The following is a 21,072-nucleotide window of genomic DNA, read 5'->3' on the forward strand; positions in this document are numbered from 1 at the left end:
ACTTATTGCATTATTTTCTTTAAATAACTTTCAATAGCTGGTTTGCATTCATTGTTAAACAGCTGTTCTAACTTATGAATTTGAGAATGTAAATCTGAAATGCTTTCATTAGTTACCTTATTTAAGTAGATAAGTATTTCGGATTCACGCTTGGCACTTATCTGTGCAAACATACTAGTCATTTTATGAGCTATTGCCTTAATACCTTTGTAATCCTTATTATCAACATAGATTTTTAAGCTTTCCAAGTTAGTATCTGTTTCGGCTAAGAAATGTTGATAAATATTAACAATACCTTCTATATCATCTCCCATAAAGTTCTCCAATACCTCAGGAGTATATCCTCCTGTGGAAGCATTATCGGTTAAGATAATTGTCTTTTGTTCTACTTTGGTGTCGAGCTTAGGGAAAAAGACTTTTAGTTTCTCATAAAACTGCTCAGGAGTAAACGGTTTAGGAAGGATACCGGAGAAGCCACTCTTCATATAAAAACTTTCGGGCACGTCGCGTCTACCTGTAATGGCTAATACAGGAAGCGGGTTGTTCTTATACTGTTCATTGAAGAGCGTTACAAAGTGGAAGCCATTCATTTCGGGCAATTGTATATCGGTAATTACCAAGTCGAAATTATGGTTAGTCATTTGAGTAAACGCATCTCTACCATTGTTAAACGTAATAGCGTTAATATTTTTCTGCTTTAACAGTTCTTCAATGAGACTAAGGATAGAGAAATCGTCATCAATTACTATAATTGTAATCTTATTGGCAGGCTTGTTTGAGGTTATAATTTGAGGTGCTTTGGTACGCTCTACTACTTTTTCGGCTAAGAAGCGTAAGGTAAAGGTACTGCCCTTGCCTTCGTTACTCTCTAAATATATCTTACCTCTGAGCAAATGTGCTAATTTTTGAGAGATATGCAAACCTAAACCAGAACCTCCATAACGCTTAGAAATCTCATCGTTGGCTTGAGTAAACTCATCAAAGATGTGTTGTTGCTGTTCTTTCTTTATACCAATACCCGTATCGGTAACGGCAATACCTATTTCATACACATCGTTGCCTAACGGACGTGCATCGGCTTGTATGTGTACGTTGCCACGTTCGGTAAACTTAAAGGCATTAGAAATGAGGTTATACAATATCTGCTTCACACGATAAGCATCGCTTGAAAAGTTTAGATTATTTACCGTTTCGGAGAAAGTGAAGGTAAGGTTTATTTCCTTAGTTTTATAAGCTGACTTCACATTATTGGCTACCTCATCAATAATTTCGGCGGTATTGAAAGGAACTTTTTCAACAGATATTTTTCCTGCCTCGATACGAGTATAATCTAATAGTTCATCTACTAATTTAGATATATATTCTGATGAATACTTGATATGTGAAAGATAATTCTTACCCTTATCGGAGATTTTCTGTTTGCTAAGCAATTCAGAATATCCCACAATAGAACTCAATGGAGTACGCAAATCGTGGCTTACCATAGAAATGAGTTGCTCACGGTTTTTCAGTAGGTTATACGATTTCCGGTTAGCGGTTTCGAGTTTGCGACGATAACGCTGAGAGGTAACAAAATCATTGATAATCACAATAGAAGAAATGGCAATAATGCCCAAAGCTACCAAAAAGGCTAACATCAATAGGTTTTTACTATTCTCAAAAATAGCTCGACGCTCTTGACTTAGTTTTTGTGAATTAGCCAATACCTCTTCTTCAAAATTATGTAGTAGGTCGTCAAGTTTTTGAGATAAACGCACATCGTTTTGCCAAAGGCTTTGCATTCGTTCATTAATTTGGCTTTTAGACTCTTGCGTATCTTCATTTACCTTATTGAGCAAGGTAAGCGTTTCCATTACTACCTTATCGAATTTGGTATTTTTGAACGTTTTTGGAATCTTGATGTTCTTATATTTCTTTAAGATAGAGGCAATATCAGTAGCGGGAACAGGGGTATATTCTCTATTTTTACGTCGGGAATAGGTTTTGTTATATACTTCATAACCTAAATAAGGTTCCAAACTTGAGAGCTTACTGATGGCACTGCGAATAATGATAGAAGTACTGTCGCTTTCTTGAAAAGCTTTTAACTCCTGCAAGTTTTCACTTTTAAGATTTAGCAAAGAAGTAATAGTATCGAGGGTTAAGAGCTGTCTTTCGGAAGTAATATCACGACGAAATTTTAGTACCTCATTCTGTAAAGTAACATTTTTTTCTAAGAAAACTTGAAGCGCTTCTCTATCATCGGTACGTATAGCGACCCTTCCTGCGCTTTCGGTATCGTTCATCAGGGTGAGTATCTTGCTAATTTGGATAATTTTATTTCTGTCTTGCTGGTTAATTTCTTCTTGGTGTGAGAGTTTTTGTATTTCTTTATAGACTACATATCCAGCTACAATAGACACGCAGATGAGCAATACATAGCTCACAATAACTTTAAGAGTTACTTTGTTTGACTTCATTTTGAGTATTTTAGTGCGTAAAAAAGACATTTATTAACCGACAAAAGTACGACTTTTTTTTAAATGTACAACTATAATAGGAAAAATCTATATTTTTAAGAAGTAAAAGATAAAAAAATGGTTAATGATTAATGGTTAATGGTGAAATTGGGAGAGGATTATAGAAAGCTTATAAGATAGTTGAACAATGAGAGGCTTTTCAGTGGCTCTACAGTGGCTCTACAGTGGCTCTACAGTGGCTCTACAGTGGCTCTACAATAAATAAAAGACGGTACGAGCTGCACGGGCAGATAGAGAAAAGACGAACAAAAGACGAACAAAAGACGAACAAAAGACGAACAAAAGACGAACAAAAGACGAACAAAAGACGAACAAAAGACGAACAAAAGACGAACAAAAGACGAACAAAAGACGAACAAAAGACGAACAAAAGACGAACAAAAGACGAACAAAAGACGAACAAAAGACGAACAAAAGACGAACAAAAGACGAACAAAAGACGAACAATCAACAAACAAAAGACGAACAAAAGACGAACAATGAACGAAGGAAAGGTGAAGGTAAGTTAACGTTAAAACAGAGATAAAAAGAAGATTATTGAAAGAACTTCTACTCTGCCAAAGTTAAATCTTGGCAAAGTTCATAACACTAAAGCGAAGATAAGATTGAGAGCAGAAGATAATTTGTTGTAGAACTGGTGTTTATAAGAAATGATTTATACAAGGGAATTTCCGAGGTGAGAAAAAAAGAAGAAAAAATTATTTTTTTTATTGTATGTATTAATATTTTTTCTACTTTTGTGGCATTAACTTAAATATTCAATGTTTATGGAAACAAAAAATGTAAATTTCCTAAGTATTGCACTTAGAAACGGTATTTTATTAGGGGTTGCTTGTGTAGTTTTAAGCGTATTGCTGTACGTAACAAACCTTTTGTACACTGGAAGTTTTTTGATAGGTGCTATCACTTGGCTATTGAATTTAGCTATCTGTGTAGTTTTTATCGTGATGGCTGTTCAGCAGTACAAAACGGCTAACGACGGTTTCTTAACTGTAGGTGAAGCTATTAAAGTGGGGATAGTAACCGCTCTCGTGGGAGGGGTAATCGCTGCTATTTATAGTGTAATCTACACTACTGTTATTGACCCTAACTATTATGAAAAAGTAGTAGAGGTTACAATGGAAAAAATGAGTGCTTTTACCTCTAATTTCAGTGAAGAACAAATGGAAGAGCTCCGTGAAAAAACACTTGAGAGCAAGCCTTCTGTGGTATGGACATTCTTTTCATCGATATTGGGCTCTGCCATTGGAGGTGTTATTATCTCGGCTATAGTAGGAGCTGTGAAGAAGAAAGAACGCCCAATGCCTCTTTAGTGTTTGATCCCTCTCAATAGATAAAAACAACTGATTATCAGTAATAAAACTTTGCCAAAGGTTGTAGCGCAACAAGCTATTGAAACTTTGGCAAAGTTCTTTTATTATAAAAGAGCTAACATTGCTAGTTACTTGTTGATGCTATTAAGTCAAACACATAAAATTTCCTTTTAAAAAGAAGAAACAGAAATTGAAACACATTAGTTTCAAAATTTTAAAAAAATCGGTAGCAAGCTACCTAAAAATACGTTGCTAAAACCTTTCACACAAGGAAAAACCTCAATTTTTGTTTAATTCATAATGACGTAAGCCTCACTTCTTTACTTATTGAATTCCGTACGTTTTCCTTAGTTAGTTCTTAACTATTACTTGCTAATTGTTATTTATTTTGTACCTTTGCACTCTCTTTATGATATTAAGATTATGGAAAAAATAAAGAAATTCAGACTTGACTTCATAGATGTGATTCGCGCCTTTGCTATCTGTATGATGCTACAAGGGCATTTTATAAATGGACTACTTGCTGACCGCTACCGCGACGAAAATAACTTTATATACTGGCTATGGCACTACTGCACTGGTATTACCGCTCCTGTGTTCTTCACTGTTTCGGGGTTTATCTTCACTTTTTTATTGGTAAAAGAAAGTGATGCTACAAAAGTAGGCTGGAATAACCCTCGCGTGAAGAAAGGTATTAGGCGTGGACTGATGCTCATCGGTATTGCTTACTTCTTGCGTATGAGTTTCCAAAGTGTAGATGTACTGCACTGTATTGGGCTTTCACTCTTGTTGCTCATCGCTACTTACCTACTTTCATATAACCGCAAATCGTGGGTAATGCCTACGATATTGCTCACCACTACCCTACTAGCGTTCACTTTTGAGCCTTTTTACAAGGAATTGCGCTTTGATTCACTACCCTTGCCTATTGCTAATTACTTGACTCGTGCACACGGTAGTTTCTTTCCTATTTTTCCTTGGTTTGGTTATGTGTCGTTTGGAGGGTTTATGGGGTATCTATTTCAGCAATACAAAAATCACCCTCACCTATACCGTAATGCTATTCTGCTATTTCTAAGCCTAGGAGCATTCTTGTTGTGGGGTTCTCACTTTGTGATAGAACAATTGTTCTATATCAACCATTCGCCATTTTTTGAGCGATTAATGCAGGACTTTGCTTATTTACGTTTGGGGAATGTATTGCTTGTATTTGGTTTCTTTGCCCTAATGCGCAATGTGATTACTTCACAACTGATTAAAACTATTGGGCAAAACACCCTATCGATTTACGTTATACACTGCTTTATCATATACGGTAGTATTACCTCACACGGGCTTATACAGCACTTCGGAGGGCAGTTAAAACCTTATCAAGTGGTTTTAGGAGCGCCTGCCTTTATAGCCGTGTGCGTATGGTTATCATTTATTTACAACCGCATAAAACCTGTTATCAAATCAGGAATTGCTTTTGTATTAAAAGAAATCAGAGCGTTTTTGGTAGAGAGTTACCAATTTATTGTAAAACTATTAGGAAGGCTTGTTGCCTTATTTGTTAAGGAATGAAAAAACATCTTATTATTTTAGCTTCGGTTATGGCATTTAATAGCATACAAGCACAACAACCTCTCACCCCCGAAAAACTATGGGAACTACATCGCGTGAATGGTATAGGTATTACCCCCGACCAGCAATATGTATTGGTGAGTGTGAGTACTCCAAATATAAAGGAAAATACTTTTAACAAAGAATACTATAAACTTGCCGTAAAAGGAGGTGTACCCATTCCTATAAGCAAAGAAGAGGTAGAAAAGCTCACGGCTAAATACAATACTGATAAAAGCCTAAAACTCACTCATAAGGAAGTAAAATTAAAGTCGGTTTTAGGGAAAGACTTCTATACCGACTTAGAAAAATCATCGGGGAAGCTGTACAGTAGCTTAGACCACCGCCATTGGGACACGTGGAATGAAGGCAGTTACAATCACGTGATGATAGAAGATAGTAATGGTAAGCAAACCGATATAATGGAAGGACTGCCCTATTACTGTCCGCAGTTGCCTTTTGGAGGTGATGAGGATTATATATGGAGTTTCGACGGTAAAAAGGTACTTTATGTTACCAAAGCCAAAGTAGGCACTGATTATGTACTGAGCACTAATACTGATATCTATGAGTACGACCTCACCTCGAAAAAAACAACAAACCTCACCGAAGGAATGATGGGGTATGACACTAACCCTCAGTATAGCAAAGAGGGCGTACTTGCGTGGCTCAGTATGGCACACAATGGTAATGAAGCTGATAAAAACGACCTTTATATATTGAAGGACGGCAAGCGCATTAACCTTACAGCTAACTGGGATAATACTGTTTTCAGTTACCGATGGAGCAATGATGGGAAGCAAATATACCTAATTGCGGCTACCCAAGGAACAGAGCAAGTGTTTGTAGTAGCTCCTTTTAGTAAAGATACTACTCCAAGACAACTCACACAAGGCGTATTTGATGTGAATGGTATAGTAGGACAAGCAGGCGACCAATTGGTTGTGATGCGCACGGATATGAACCACGCAGCTGAACTGTATACTATCAATTTAAAAGAGAAAAAAGGACGCATAACACTATCACAGCTTTCACATTTTAACGATGAGCTATACAAAGGGATTGCTGAATGTCCTATTAAGGAGCGTATCATCAAAACTACTGACGGCAAGAAAATGCACGCTTGGGTAATTTACCCACCCAACTTTGACCCTAACAAGAAGTACCCTACCCTACTCTACTGCCAAGGAGGACCACAATCTGTTGTGAGCCAATTTTACAGTTTCCGTTGGAACTTCCAAGTAATGGCTTCACAAGGTTATATAGTGATAGCTCCCAACCGCAGAGGATTACCAGGTTTTGGAGTAAAATGGAATGCGGAAATTAGCGGAGATTGGGGCGGACAGCCGATGCGCGATTACCTATCGGCTATTGATGATATAGCCAAGGAACCTTACGTAGACAAAGAACGATTGGGAGCTATAGGAGCCAGCTACGGAGGATATTCAATCTACTACTTAGCAGGTATTCACCAAAAACGCTTTAAGACGTTTATTGCCCATTGCGGAGTATTCAACTTACAAAGTATGTATGGCACTACCGAAGAGCTCTTCTTCAACAATAACGAAATAGGAGGTGCTTATTGGGATAAAAAGAACGCTGTAGCGCAAAAATCGTATAAAGAGTTCAATCCTATAGAGAAGATTACAGAATGGGACACCCCTATTCTCATCATTCACGGAGGGAAGGACTACCGAGTACCCGAAGAACAGGGATTCCAAGCCTTTACAGCAGCTCAACTGAGAGGCATCAAAAGTGAGTTACTTTATTTTCCTGATGAGAACCACTGGGTATTACAACCTCAGAATGGACTCTTATGGCAGAGAACGTTCTTCAAATGGCTAAAAGAAACATTATAAAACTAAAAGAGGCTACCCTAATCGGGTAGCCTCTTTTTTCTATATATTAGAAGAGTCCTTCTACTGACCAATAACGTTCGCCTGTATCATAGTTTACAGTAAGGACACGTGCCTTAGGGTCTTTTTTGAGTACTTTGGCTACGGCTGCCAAAGAAGCTCCCGTAGAAATACCAGCTAAAATACCTTCTTCTTTCGCTAACTTGCGGGCATATTCAAAAGCCTCATCTTTACTTATTAATAGAATATCATCTACAAGCTTCGCATCATAATTCTTTGGTACAAAACCAGCACCTATCCCTTGTAGAGGGTGAGGACCAGCTGCCCCTCCACTGAGTACGGGTGATAGTTCGGGTTCTACGGCTATGGTTTTAAGATGAGGGAAGTGTTGTTTAAGCACTTTGGATACTCCAGAAATATGTCCACCAGTACCGACTCCTGTTACAAAATAATCAAAGCCATCGGGGAAGGATTGCAAGATTTCTTGAGCAGTAGTGCGCTCGTGTACCTCAGGGTTAGCAGGGTTCTCGAACTGTTGAGGCACCCAATAGTTAGGTTTACCTTCGGCTATTTCGAGAGCTTTGGCAATGGCACCTCCTGTTCCTTTTTCTTTTGGAGTTAATACAACCTCAGCCCCATAAGCCGATACCAATTTACGGCGCTCTATACTCATAGATTCGGGCATTACCACAATGAGTTTATAACCTTTTACGGCAGCTACTAAGGCAAGTCCAACCCCTGTATTACCTGAGGTAGGCTCTACAATCACAGTATTTTTATTGAGGATACCTTTGTTTTCAGCATCTTCAATCATTGCGAGTGCGATACGGTCTTTAATACTACCGCCTGGGTTCAAGCGTTCTAACTTGATAAATACGTTGGCATCTTTACCAAACAATCGATTAATTTTCACTTCGGGAGTACGCCCGATAAGTTCTAAAACATTTTTGTACAACATTATATAATTATTTATTAGTTACGTATTTGTTAATAGTTAGTGGTTAATGATTAGTGAATTGGTATTAGGGACTAATGTTTAAAGACTAAATTACAAAATTAATAGGTTCTTCATACACTTCGTTGTCTTTTACTATAATTTGACTCTTGTGGAAAACTTTAGTAAAAGGTTCTATACTATGGGTAAGCCATACGTTCCCGCCAATAACACTATCGTGACCTATTACGGTTTCACCTCCTAAGATTGTGGCACCTGAGTAAATTACCACATTGTCTTGAATAGTAGGATGACGTTTGGTATGAGCCTTATCTACCGATACTGAAAGTGCCCCTAAGGTAACCCCTTGGTATACTTTTACGTGGTTACCTATAACCGTAGTTTCACCAATAACAATAGCCGTACCGTGGTCTATCATAAAAGGGACGCCAATGGTTGCTCCTGGGTGAATGTCGATACCTGTTTTGCTATGGGCGTATTCGGTGAGTATACGGGGCAAGAGTGGTACTTCGCGCGTCCATAGTTCGTGAGCGATACGATATACCATAATAGAAAAGAAACCAGGATAGGTAACTTGTACTTCTCTCAGAGAGGTAGCTGCTGGGTCGCTATCGATAAAATACTGAGCATCTTGTTTTAATTGAGCATAAATAGTGGGCAAAATACAATCGTAATAATCAGTTAGTTGCTCTTTCTGAGGTTTGTTTTGCAGAAAATCATCTACAATACTGATAAAATCATAACGCAATTCCTCATAGCGTGCTTCTATATTCGCTTTAGAGAGACAAGTACGCTCATCTATGAGAAATAAGAACTGAAAGAGTTCTTCTACAAAGGCGTTAATACGCTGTTTGCTTACGTGATGTTTGATATTTTTACTTTCTTGATAGAGTTCGATAATGAAACTCTCGGTGCAATTTACTTTTGTCATTATTATAAAAAAAATAGCCCCACTACCTATTATGAGCAGTGGGGCGTTGTTATTTCGTTTACTAAAATATATATACTGATACTTTCAAGAAATAACGAGTCTTGCACCGCTCACAGAGAAGGTACAACACATCATCATTATTTGAAAAGTATACAGTTTCATACAGTACTATTCTATTAATCGGGGCAAAGGTAAGAATATTTTTCTAACTACCAAAGAAAAACTGAAATATTTTTATTTTCTTTGTTATACAAAAAGATATAATCGGAGTTCTCGGATTGTCTTAGAAAAGAGATGAAGAAGCAGAAAGATAACGAAGAGGAACGGAAGAGGTAATTCAGGTAAAAGATAAAAGATAAGAGGTAAAATGGGTATGCTTAGCTTATAGGAAGCTTATAGGAAGCTTATACGAATCTTGGACGATTGGTATAGAAAGGGTATATAAATAGTTGATTCATAATATCATACAACAGCACTAAAAATGCCAAAAACAGGGTTTCGATACGAAAGAAAAGGAAGGGTAAATTAGAGAATTAGTCAATTTGAAAGTTAGGAAATTTGGAATTTAATAAATGTAAAAGTGACTTATTGGAGGTTTCGGAAAGACTTTGAAAGAAATGGAAGGAAGGGGATAGTAGGAGGTGCAAAGGTTAAATGAATTCGACGAGAGGTAATATAGTGATGCAAAAGCGATTGAAAAAATAGTATTCTGTTATATTTAACAGATGTTAAATTAAGCATTTTTATAAGTTTAATATTAATATTATTTAGATTTGTTTTATATAATTCAAAAAAAGTACTACCTTTGCAGTCCTATTTAGTGAAGAATGAAAAGTAAAAAGAAATATACACAATCATTACGATACCAAAGGTTCATCTCTTTGGCACTCATTGCTTTTCCTATTTTTTGCTCAGCTCTTTACGCTCAAACTGCAACTTTCACCACTGTTTCTCCTACTACTATTTCTGATACTACACAGCCTATTCAGTTAGAAGAAGTGGTAGTAACTGCCAAAGAACTTCCTGCTCCTACCTCTACTTTGCTTATCGACCGCAAAGCTATGCGACATCTCCAGCCTTCCAGCTTTGCCGATTTGGTGAGTTTGCTCCCTGGTCGGCAAGTTACGACTCCCTCACTGAACTATGCCAATACGCTCACTCTCAGGCAGACAGGAACGCCTATGGACGGCTATAGTATTTCCTCTTTAGGCGTAGGCTTCAATATTGATGGTGTTCCCTTAGATGTGAATAACAATATGCAATCTACGGTAGGTACCGGAATGATTATCACCCCTCAATCGAATTACGCCGATGAGAAGCGCAACACTACCCGCTCAGGGGTAGATATGCGCACCATTGCTACCGATGATATTGAAACAGTGGAGATTATACGCGGTATTCCATCGGTGAAATTTGGTGACATCAGCAGTGGAGTAGTAACAATTCACCGCAAAAAAGGCTATACTCCCCTTAGGGCGCGCGCCAAAGCCGATGGTTTTAGCAAACTTTTCTATATAGGCAAAGGCTTTGAACTTACTGAAAATCGCTTCAAACTTAACTTCAGTTTGGATTATTTAGATTCCCAACCCGACCCGCGTAACAGCTTTGAAAACTACAAACGTTACACTGCTTCGACTCGTGCCGAAAAACACTTTAATACCAAAAATCCGCTTACGTGGAATTTCAGCATCGACTATACGGGCACTATCGACAAGGAAAAACGCGACCCCGATGTAGGTTTTGATCGCTATGATGCTTATCAATCTACTTACAACAATATCCGTATCGCCAATGGGCTGAGTTGGGAACTCCACAAAACATTCTTCAAAACATTGGTACTCAAAACTAGTTACTCGCAGAGTTTCGACCGTATTGAACAAGACAAATGGGTGCAAATCACCAATGCGCGCCCTGTCTTCACAAACACAGAAGCAGGTGAATTTTATGGCGCATTTTCCGACCCTAACTATGTGTCGCACTTGCTCGTAGATGGCAAACCGCTACACCTTTATACCGACTTTGCAGCAGGAGGTTATAAACGTTTTGTAGGATTCCTTAACGAGTTTCTTATAGGGCTTACTTACAACTACAACAAAAACAACGGTCTGGGTCAGGTATACGATTTGGCGCACCCACCTTCACCTGAAATGACTACACGTCCGCGTGCTTTCAAGAGTATTCCCGCGATGCAGGATATGTCTTTTTATGTTGAAGAACAGTTAGAAAAAACCTTTTGGCATACCGATTTCTTTTTGCGTGCTGGTTTGCGTGCCAACACCCTTTTAGGACTTGATTCACGCTACGCATTGCATAACAAGGTGTGTTTCGACCCACGTGTGAATATGAAAGTTACTTTCCCTAAAATTGAGTTTGCTAACCAAAAAGCTCTCAGTATCAGTCTTACAGGTGGTTGGGGCAAGCACAGCAAACTCCCTACTCAAGAGATGCTCTACCCTCAAGAAAAATACGAAGATTTTGTTCAGCTAAATTACTATCACAGCCAAAGGGCATACCGCCAATTGCACTATAAAACGTATATTTTTCCGCAAGTGAACTACAGCATTATGCCCGCGGTGAACAGCAAAGCCGAAGTGCGTCTTGGCTTGGAATACGACCACCATTCGCTGTTTATCACCTATTTCGACGAGCGTATGCAATCGGGTTTTCGAAAAATGAGCGATTATCACAAGGTATTCTATAAAAAATACGATGCTACAGGGCTCAATCACAATGCGATTACTGCCCCTCCTTTGGTAGAAAACCTGCCCTATACTGTGCAAGACGCCCTAATACTCTCAGATATGGAGAGCAATGGCTCAGCTATCGATAAACAAGGGGTGGAATTTCAGTACAGTAGCAAGCGCCTACAATTGCTCAACACTCGCTTTACCCTTAGTGGTGCGTGGTTTCACAGCTTGTATTACAACTCATTGCCTGTATATCGTCCTGCCGATAAAGATATCATTAACAACCGCAAATATTACAATCTGGGAGTATATCCTGAAATGGAGAAGTACGACTGTGAACAGTTACAAACCAGTCTCGTAGCCGATACTTACCTCCCTGAACTGCATCTCATCACCTCTGTGCGTTGCGACCTCACTTGGTATGTTATCAACAGCAGTCCATCTCTTAGTCGTGTGCCCACTCACTACATCAGTGAAGATGGTGTGCGTCACCCATATACAGCGACAGAAGCGAGTGACCCCGTATTGCAATGGCTCATACGCCCTACAACTATAAGTCTCAGTGATAGAACCCCATTATCAATGAACATACATCTGAAAATATCAAAAGAATTTTATAAATACTTTACCCTTTCGATATATGTAAACAATCTGTTCAACTTTTACGAGGACTACCGTGTGAACAGACAATACATCAACCGTCGCGGACTCATCAACCCCTATTTTGGAATGGAGATGAACATTTCTTTAGGGAAGAGTAAATTAGCAAATTAATAAATTAACATATTATGAGACATTTAAAACAACTTTTAGCTTTAGCACTTACTTTAGTGCTCTTAAACGCTTGTAAGAAGGATGATGATAATATCAACACCATTGTTACAACACGCAATCTTACCCTTCAGCTACAAAATCCTAATAAGGTAACCAATGTTCGGTATGGTACGCTCACCCTTACTCTTACAGAACTCAACAAGAATGAGAAAGTAGAACGTATTTTTACTAATCTTTCTCAAAATGAATTAACCCTTCCTCTTTTGATGGGGAGCTATGAACTGCGCATTGCCACCACTGCTACTTATACCCTTGATGGCAAGACCGTAGCAGGTGAACTCAGTGCTTTCGTTAGCAAAATAGATGTGCTTAGCGATAGCTCTTTTAAAATACCTTTATCTATCAAAGCTAAAGGTAATGACTTTATTATAGAAGAAATCTTTTTTGTTGGCACTTTAACTCCTGAAGGAAAACAATACTTTGGTGACCAGTATATCAAACTTTATAACAATACCGATAAGGTGCTTTACGCCGATGGTTTGGTATTAGCAGATTCTAAGTTTTTAACGGTAACCAAAAGAGATTACACTCCCAATATAATGAAAGAGGCCTTTGCAGTAGAAGGTATGGTGCAAATACCTGGTACAGGCACTCAATATCCCGTGCAACCAGGTGCTTCTATTGTTATTGCTGAACAAGGAATTAACCATAAAGAAAACAATCCTAATTCTTTAGATTTGAGCAAAGCTAACTTTGAGAATTATTATCCTCCAAGAGTAAAAGATATAGATAGCCCTACTGTTACCAATAACATCAATTTGTATGGTATTCTCATATTCAATAATCGAGGTAATAGAAGCTATGTGATAGCGCGTTTCCCAGAAGGTACTGCTACTTCTACGCTTAGATATGACTATGAATATGAAGTTAATGTTAAAGGCAAAATAGTTAAAAAGACAGGAAGTACGTTGAAAATTCCTAATGAGTGGATAGTAGATGCCGTAAATCTAAGTACTGAAAAAGGTTTCGAATGGTTGGTGACCGATACTTCTTTGGATTCAGGCTATACTTATGTAACTAAAGATGAGGGAGACAAAACCCGTTATGGCAAATCTGTACGCCGTAAGGTTCTTTCTGAAAACAATGGTAAGCCTATCTTTAAAGATACTAACAACTCTACTGAAGATTTCGAAATCCTCACTACACCTACACTTAAAAAGTGAAAAGTGAAGAGTGAAATATTGCTTTTGCAGATTTAACTTTGCCAAAGTTAAACTTTGGCAAAGTTTGTAGCATTTTTTATTGACAAATCAATGAATTAGAATTGACACATCGTCCACTCAACATATTATTTTTATTTTTTCTCTGCGAGATGATTGCTTGGGGGCAAGATACCATCGATACCCTTCTGCTGAAACTGAAAGAGCAACAAAGTATTCAACGCATTTATAGAGCTTACTTTCAGAATCCGGCAACAATGACAGATTGGGGGAAATATCGCTTTTCGTCGGTGCAAACGACTTACGAGGGAAGCGATAAGCAGGCGTATGCCCAACAGTATCCTGAAGGTCATACTGCTTTCTCAGTAAAGGCGAACTCTTATTTTCCTTATGACAGCACACGTACGCTTTGGGGTGATGCGTCGTATATAAATCGAACCCTAAAACACATTCGCTGGAACGAGTCGTTAGATGGTGAGTTGCTGTATCCTTACTTCACTGCTGATGCCATAGGGGGAGATTTGCACAGCGAACAATACGCCTTTACGGGTGGTTTTGCCAAACAATGGCAACGCCTGCATTGGGGCATCTCCTTGAATTACCAAGCTGAATTAGCAAGTAGGGATAAAGACCCGCGTCCTAAGGATATTACTTCGCAATTGCAATTGCAATCGGGTTTTATGTGGAAGGTAATGCAGTGGAAGATGGGTGTTTATAGCACTTTTGTGAAATATACCCAATCAAACGAACTGAGGTTCTTTAACGAATTAGGGGTGCCTACGGTGTATCACCTCAATGGCTTGGGGTATTACAACCATTTGCTGAAAGGCAATAAACTGAGGGCTTTTTACGAAGGTTATGGTTATGGTGGGGGAATGGCTATCAGCAGGGCGGACGACTTTTTCCTCACAGGGGATTACCATCAACTGACGATTGAGAAGTATATGACTGATGACAATGGGATTGTTGCAGTAACCCTAACCAATAGGGTACTCAATACAGAACTTACCAAATTGTTCCGTCGTGCTCACTATCACTACGGATTTAAATTAGGATATTATCAGCAAAGTAAAAAGGGCGTAGAGCCTATCCTCTCGGGGCGCAATAACAATTGGACAGAGGTTATTGCGAAGAACAAAAACTATACCCTTAAATGCGAGCAATATCAGTTAGGTGTGCTTTTTGGTTTCGACAATGCTATGCAGTATCGTATAATGCCTTATGTGAGTTATGAAACCTATCGTGAGGATTATACTTTGGTGAGGAGTTTTCAGCATTTTGATTATATGAATGTTGGAATGACGATAAGTGTTGTAGCACCCTTAGGGGAGAAGAGTATAGGAGTAACAGGCGTGCAGTATCGGTATCGGAAAGTATTACACGAGAATTATCTATTGCGCAATGACCGCAATGAAGCTGAGCTCAGCGCAATGCTTTTGCACAATGCCCGCTTTCTTGCTTCGGATAGACAGCGTTATGAGGTGAGTTTGCAATACCATCACAAACTTTCGCCTTCATTAAGCTATTTTGTAGGGTTTAACAGTGAAATAGGAGTATTTACGAGTCAAAAAGTGAATACTTTTCATCAATTTAGTTTAGGGCTTACTTTCTGAGTTTGATATAAGGGGGAGTATTATGCGAGCAGTGGGTTATTAATTGGGAAATGTGGAAATGAGGAAATGAGGAAATGAGAAAATTAGGAAATGTGGGAATTAGTTGGAGAATTTCGGAGAGACTCAAAGAAGGGGTTTAGACTTCGGAGAAAAACGAAAAATATCAGAAGTAGACTGAGAGGGATTTTGAAGGAAAAAGGGTATTAGGAGGGTGGGGTTAGCTTATAGAGAGCTTATAGGAAGCTTATACGAATCTTGGACGATTGGTATAGAAAGGGTATATAAGTAAATTGATTCATAATATAATACAATAACGCTAAAAATGTTAAAAACGAGGTTTCGAGACGAAAGAAAGAGAAATAGGTGATAGACCTTAGGCCGTAGGCACTAGGAGGGAATATGACGGAAAAAGGAAGAGATGACTAGTGACAAATGAGAAATGACAAAAGTAGTGGGAGAGTGTAATTGGTGTAATAAAGAGACAAATAAATAAGGTAAAGCGAGGTATGTTTTGGCTCATAAAATAAAAAAACACATCAAGATACTTGCAATTACAATTAATATTCGTACCTTTGCACCCTGAAAAGTTAGAAGTTTTTATACCTTAATACATTTACTGATAAAAATGTTTAGTGAAACCACCCCTAATTCAAAAATCTTTGCTTGCTCTAAAAGCATAGAGCTGGCTGAGAAAATTGCGCAAAAATACGGTACTCAGCTCGGTGAAGTTAAACTTTCTTATTATAGTGATGGTGAATTTCAGCCCTCTTATGAAGAATCGATTAGAGGGGCACGCGTTTTCTTAATATGCTCTACTTTCCCTAATTCAGATAACTTGATGGAGCTTTTACTAATGATAGACGCTGCCAAACGCGCTTCGGCAAGGCACATCACAGCAGTAATGCCTTACTTTGGGTGGGCTCGCCAAGATAGGAAAGATAAACCCAGAGTGCCAATAGGGGCAAAATTGGTGGCTAATCTTTTGCAAGCGGCAGGTGCTACTCGTATTATGACGATGGACTTGCACGCCGACCAAATTCAAGGATTCTTTGAGCGCCCTGTAGACCATCTTTTTGCTTCGAGCATTTTCTTGCCTTATTTACAGGGGTTGCACTTAGACAATTTGTGTATTGCTTCGCCCGATATGGGAGGCTCTAAAAGGGCTTATGCTTATTCTAAGTTCTTGAAATGTGATGTGGTGATTTGCTATAAACAGCGCAAACAAGCCAATGTGATTGAAACAATGGAGCTCATAGGTGAAGTAGAAGGTAAAAACGTAGTATTGGTAGACGATATGGTAGACACAGCAGGTACTTTGGTGAAAGCTGCCCAACTGATGAAGGACAGAGGAGCTGTAAGTGTAAGAGCGGTGGCTACTCACCCTATACTGAGCGGAAACGCATATGAGCGCATAGAGAATTCGGCTTTAGAAGAGCTTATCGTGACTGATTCGATTCCACTAAAGCAGCCTTCGAGCAAAATAAAAGTACTGAGTTGTGCTGATCTTTTTGCTGATGTAATGCATCGCGTACACCACAACGAGCCTATCAGTTCTAAATTTATAATGTAGCAAGGTGAAAAGCAAAAAAGAAAAGGTAAGGATTGATGTTTAATATCTAACAAAACCTAACGCCTAAGAACAAGTAACTTAATAATTATTTATAAATAAATGAAATCAATTACAATCAAAGGATCTCAAAGAGAAAGCGTGGGCAAAGCTGCGAGCAAAGCCTTACGTAATGCTGGACAGGTTCCTTGCGTACTATACGGGGGAGACAATGTTCTGCATTTTTCAGCACCTGAATTAGCATTCAAAAACATCGTGTACACTCCTAACGTATACACCGCTGCGATTGAATTGAATGGTAAAACCTATAACGCCATTCTACAAGACATTCAGTTTGACCCTGTATCTGATAAAATTATCCACATCGATTTTTATCAGCTTCACAAAGACAAAGAAATTACTATTGAAGTGCCAATTCAAATTGAGGGAACTTCACCAGGTATTATGGCAGGGGGTACTTTGCGTATTGTGAACCGCAAACTAAAAGTAAAAGCTCTTCCTGACAATTTACCTGATTTTGTTCCTGTAGATATTTCGGGCTTAGAAATGGGTAACAAGCTATACGTTACTAAATTAGCACAAGATAAATACAAGATTATGCACCCAGATAATACTGTGGTTTGCCAGGTGAGAGTATCTCGTGCTGCAATGAAAGCCGCACAAGATGCTGCAAAAGCTGAAAAAGCTGCCACTAAGAAATAACTTTTAACAAATAGACTTTCTACAAAAAAGCCATAACAAACAATTGTTTGTTATGGCTTTTATATTGCAGTTTAGCAAACTCTTTTTTTCTCATAACATTATCATTTAATTATTCACTAATTAAACCACTGATTATAAACAGATTTGATTATTATCACACAAAAATAATCCTTCTCTTTAATAAAATTATTCATCAATTGTTATTTAGATAAAATAAAAATACTATCTTTGCACTCTCAAAATATGGTATGTGAAATGAAATTTATTTTATGGTTCATCTTTACTATTATTCTTTTTGGCGACGTGATAGCTCAAAATACTATCACTCTTAAAGGTGTTGTTAAAGATAAGGAAGGGACTCCTATTAGCGGAGTAACGGTACGTATTAACAATACAGCTAAAGGAATGGCTACTGATATAAACGGTGCTTTTTCACTTCAAACCTTACACCAGAAGGGTGAGCTTGTTTTTAGCTATATAGGAATGAAAACAGTAAAACGTACCTTTCAGGGGAGTGCTGAGTTTTTTATCACGATGCAAGAAGATATGTTGATGCTTGAAGGAGTACAGGTAACTGCTAAGCAAAACATCAACGAAATAGATGTACGTGCTAAAACGGGAAATGTAGAAGCTATAGCGATGCAAGAAGTTAAAAATATTCCTGTTCCTTCATTGGCATTGGCATTGCAGGGCAAAGCACCAGGGTTACGCATTATTAACAGGGGTGAAGTGGGAGCGACTCCCGAAATTCGCATACGTGGAAATTCTTCGTTACGTAAAGGAGACGAAGCTAACCAGCCACTGTTTATATTGGACGGAAAAATGATTTCGGCAGAGACCTTTTATTATCTCAATCCTGAAGATATCAAAGAGATGAAAGTGCTAAAAGATGCAGTAGCTACAGCTCTATACGGTATTAAAGCATCGAATGGGGTGATAGAAATAACCTCTAAACGCGGAGGGGAAAAGGTATTGAGTTATCACTTACAAACGGGATTTACCTTTGCATCACCCCTGAAAGCACAACTGATGAACAGTGCAGAGAAATTAGAATTAGAGCGTTTATTGAAGAATGAAGGTACACCAGGCTATCTGTACAGTGAAGAATACATCAATAGGAAATACGGAGGTACCCCTGAGTTGCAAGCACGTTTAACTGAAGGAAGACAAAAATTAGACTCTTTACGTGCCATCAATACCGATTGGCATAAGGAGCTCACTAACTTACAAGTATACCAAAAACACGATCTCAGTTTCCAAAATGGCAATGAAAAGACCTCTTATTTTTTCTCGTTAGGATATCTGCAACAAGACGGACAGATAAAAGGGAATGGACTATCCCGCATTTCTTCTCGTTTAGCAATAGATCAAGCCTTATCGGAAAATGCGGTTGCTACTCTATCAATTAATGGTTCTTATGCAAAGGTGAGTACTCCAAATGGTGCTAACTTTTCAATAGAGGATTTGATTTACCAATTGAACCCTTACGAGAGTAAAAATTCCAAACGACTATATTCCTATCCTAACAGAAGTTATAGCGATCTATTCAATCAGTTTAGCAGGGAAAACATTACTAAAAACATAGGGACTTCATTGAGTTTCAACTGGAAAATACGTCCTGAATTAGAGTTATCGGCTGTGGCAGGTTTAGATTATTCTTTGACAGATGATTTGCAAATAACTCCTGAGACTGCCTTTTCTGAAAGAAACTCTGGGAGAGCGCGCAACGCCTTAGGGACTTTATACCAAGCTAAAAATACACTTACCAATATTACAGCTAATATGCGTATTAACTACGAAAAAACTTTTGGCAAACACGAGCTTACCCTGGGTGCTAATGCCGACAACTATACTTCTATCACCGATAATCTATCGGTAGTAGGGCACGGATTGTACGGCAAAATACGCTCGGTAGCGGCAATTGACAACTCGCTTACAGGAGCGGGGAAACCTACTGTGGGAGGGCGTAAACAAACAGATCGGAATCTGGGGTTTGGAGGGCTCATTGGGTATACTTACAATAGTACCTACAATCTTTTTGGTACTTATAAACTTGATGCCTCATCGATATTGCCCAGAGAAAAACGTTGGAACAGTGCTTGGGCATTAGGAGTAAGTGTTAATATTAAAGAGTACGCTTTCTTAAAAGAAGTAGAGTGGCTATCACAATTAGATATACGAGGTTCTTATGGACACACTGCCAATGCGCAGGCTATATCGCCTTCACTGATAACAGCCACCTTTAAATATCTACCCGAAAGCTATGCCGACACGCGTATAATGAATATTACAGCACTCCCCAATAAAGATTTGAGAGCTGAACAAAACCTTATTACCGATATTGGACTTTCGGCTACTATTTTCAAAACTAATTTGCAATTCTCAGTATACGAGCGCACGACCAAAGATGCTTTGCTTACCATTCCTATTCCTTCTTCTTCTGGCTTTGAAGTACAGATGCAAAACATAGGTGTCTTGGAGAATAAAGGAATAGAAGTGAGTATCAATCAGCCTATTTTTACCTCTTCCGATTGGAATGTGAGCTGGGGCGGGAACCTTTCGTATAACGAAAATAAGGTGATTGACCTATACGGAAGAGACCGTATTTACACCAGTGCCGATCAGAAGCTCCCTGAATATCAGGTAGGCAAATCTACCGAGGCACTTTACGGGCTGAACTCTACTGGCATTAATCCTATTACAGGATTGCCTGAGTTTATCACAGCTGATGGTAGACAAGTGAATGCCACTACCACCTTGCGAGGGGAAGATTTTATCTACTTAGGGCAATCAACTCCACCTATTAGCGGAGGTTTCAACTTTTATGTGAACTATAAACAATGGCAACTATCTACTGACTTCTATTATACACTTGGCGGGGTGCGCAATTATAGCAATAAGTATATTCGCGACTTGGATTCGGCACGCTTCAATGCTGCCAAAGCCCAGCTTACCGATATGTGGTGGCGAGTAGGCGATGAGAACAAGAGATATCACACCCCTTTCTACTCGTCGAGTGCCATTGAGAACCTTAGTCAGCCTAACAACAAGACTTTAATGAAGACCGACTTCTTACGCTTTACGAATCTATCTGTGCGTTATCAGTTCAGTCAAGAAGACTTAGCTTCTATTGGGAAAATACGTCACGCTACTTTGGGAGTTACAGCTACCAATATTGCGGTATGGAGTCAATACAAAGAGAGCGACCCTGAAACAAATAATATTGTAAATCCGCTACCTCCTACTATTACCTTGAACCTTCACTTATCTTTTTAAATTGAATATTATGCTTATATACAGAATATTTCTTTTTTCGGCCATTAGTTTAGCTAT

13 protein-coding genes are annotated in these 21,072 nt (G+C 38.6%); 10 read left to right on the top strand and 3 right to left on the bottom strand.

Annotation, left to right across the window (positions count from 1 at the left end):
- Positions 1 to 2: 2 nt before the first annotated feature.
- On the bottom strand, positions 3 to 2,459 hold the full coding sequence (locus C3V44_RS03155; RefSeq protein ID WP_254425459.1) for an ATP-binding protein: 2,457 nt from the start codon (positions 2,457 to 2,459) through the stop codon (positions 3 to 5).
- Positions 2,460 to 2,683: 224 nt separating this feature from the next.
- Between C3V44_RS03155 and C3V44_RS03160 the strand changes: the two genes are divergently transcribed.
- From C3V44_RS03160 to C3V44_RS03175, 4 genes are all read left to right on the top strand, one after another.
- Positions 2,684 to 3,028, top strand: coding sequence for a hypothetical protein (locus C3V44_RS03160; protein WP_106095495.1), 345 nt, complete (start codon positions 2,684 to 2,686; stop codon positions 3,026 to 3,028).
- Between the two features lie 252 nt (positions 3,029 to 3,280).
- Positions 3,281 to 3,832: a DUF4199 domain-containing protein gene (locus tag C3V44_RS03165; RefSeq protein WP_015782863.1), complete on the top strand. Its 552-nt coding sequence runs from the start codon at positions 3,281 to 3,283 to the stop codon at positions 3,830 to 3,832.
- A 423-nt stretch (positions 3,833 to 4,255) separates the two neighbouring features.
- A complete protein-coding gene (locus C3V44_RS03170; RefSeq protein WP_106095496.1) occupies positions 4,256 to 5,395 on the top strand; it encodes a heparan-alpha-glucosaminide N-acetyltransferase domain-containing protein in 1,140 nt (379 codons plus the stop codon).
- Entirely contained in the window at positions 5,392 to 7,293 is a 1,902-nt protein-coding gene (locus C3V44_RS03175; protein ID WP_106095497.1) for a S9 family peptidase, read from the top strand. Before C3V44_RS03170 ends, C3V44_RS03175 begins: the two co-directional genes overlap by 4 nt.
- Positions 7,294 to 7,339: 46 nt before the next feature.
- On the opposite strand, the gene cysK is transcribed toward C3V44_RS03175, so the two are convergent.
- On the bottom strand, positions 7,340 to 8,248 hold the full coding sequence (gene cysK / locus C3V44_RS03180; RefSeq protein ID WP_002671722.1) for a cysteine synthase A: 909 nt from the start codon (positions 8,246 to 8,248) through the stop codon (positions 7,340 to 7,342).
- A gap of 85 nt (positions 8,249 to 8,333) precedes the next feature.
- Positions 8,334 to 9,176 carry a serine O-acetyltransferase gene (locus tag C3V44_RS03185; protein ID WP_106095498.1) on the bottom strand — a complete coding sequence of 281 codons (843 nt, stop codon included), beginning with the start codon at positions 9,174 to 9,176 and terminating at the stop codon, positions 8,334 to 8,336.
- Positions 9,177 to 10,003: 827 nt separating this feature from the next.
- Here C3V44_RS03185 and C3V44_RS03190 point away from each other — a divergent pair.
- The 6 genes from C3V44_RS03190 (at position 10,004) to C3V44_RS03215 (ending at position 21,015) form a co-directional block, all read left to right on the top strand.
- On the top strand, positions 10,004 to 12,637 hold the full coding sequence (locus C3V44_RS03190) for a TonB-dependent receptor plug domain-containing protein (RefSeq protein ID WP_106095499.1): 2,634 nt from the start codon (positions 10,004 to 10,006) through the stop codon (positions 12,635 to 12,637).
- A 14-nt stretch (positions 12,638 to 12,651) separates the two neighbouring features.
- Positions 12,652 to 13,860: a DUF4876 domain-containing protein gene (locus C3V44_RS03195; RefSeq protein WP_106095500.1), complete on the top strand. Its 1,209-nt coding sequence runs from the start codon at positions 12,652 to 12,654 to the stop codon at positions 13,858 to 13,860.
- A gap of 101 nt (positions 13,861 to 13,961) precedes the next feature.
- Positions 13,962 to 15,470, top strand: a complete 1,509-nt coding sequence (locus tag C3V44_RS03200) for a DUF6850 family outer membrane beta-barrel protein (RefSeq protein ID WP_254425460.1) — start codon at positions 13,962 to 13,964, stop codon at positions 15,468 to 15,470.
- Positions 15,471 to 16,095: 625 nt separating this feature from the next.
- Positions 16,096 to 17,040, top strand: a complete 945-nt coding sequence (locus tag C3V44_RS03205) for a ribose-phosphate pyrophosphokinase (RefSeq protein ID WP_009418739.1) — start codon at positions 16,096 to 16,098, stop codon at positions 17,038 to 17,040.
- A gap of 99 nt (positions 17,041 to 17,139) precedes the next feature.
- On the top strand, positions 17,140 to 17,739 hold the full coding sequence (locus C3V44_RS03210) for a 50S ribosomal protein L25/general stress protein Ctc (RefSeq protein WP_009418740.1): 600 nt from the start codon (positions 17,140 to 17,142) through the stop codon (positions 17,737 to 17,739).
- Positions 17,740 to 17,994: 255 nt separating this feature from the next.
- On the top strand, positions 17,995 to 21,015 hold the full coding sequence (locus C3V44_RS03215; protein WP_254425461.1) for a SusC/RagA family TonB-linked outer membrane protein: 3,021 nt from the start codon (positions 17,995 to 17,997) through the stop codon (positions 21,013 to 21,015).
- The last annotated feature ends 57 nt before the right edge of the window (positions 21,016 to 21,072 follow it).

Source organism: Capnocytophaga sp. oral taxon 864, from assembly GCF_002998835.1.
Lineage (GTDB): Bacteria > Bacteroidota > Bacteroidia > Flavobacteriales > Flavobacteriaceae > Capnocytophaga > Capnocytophaga ochracea.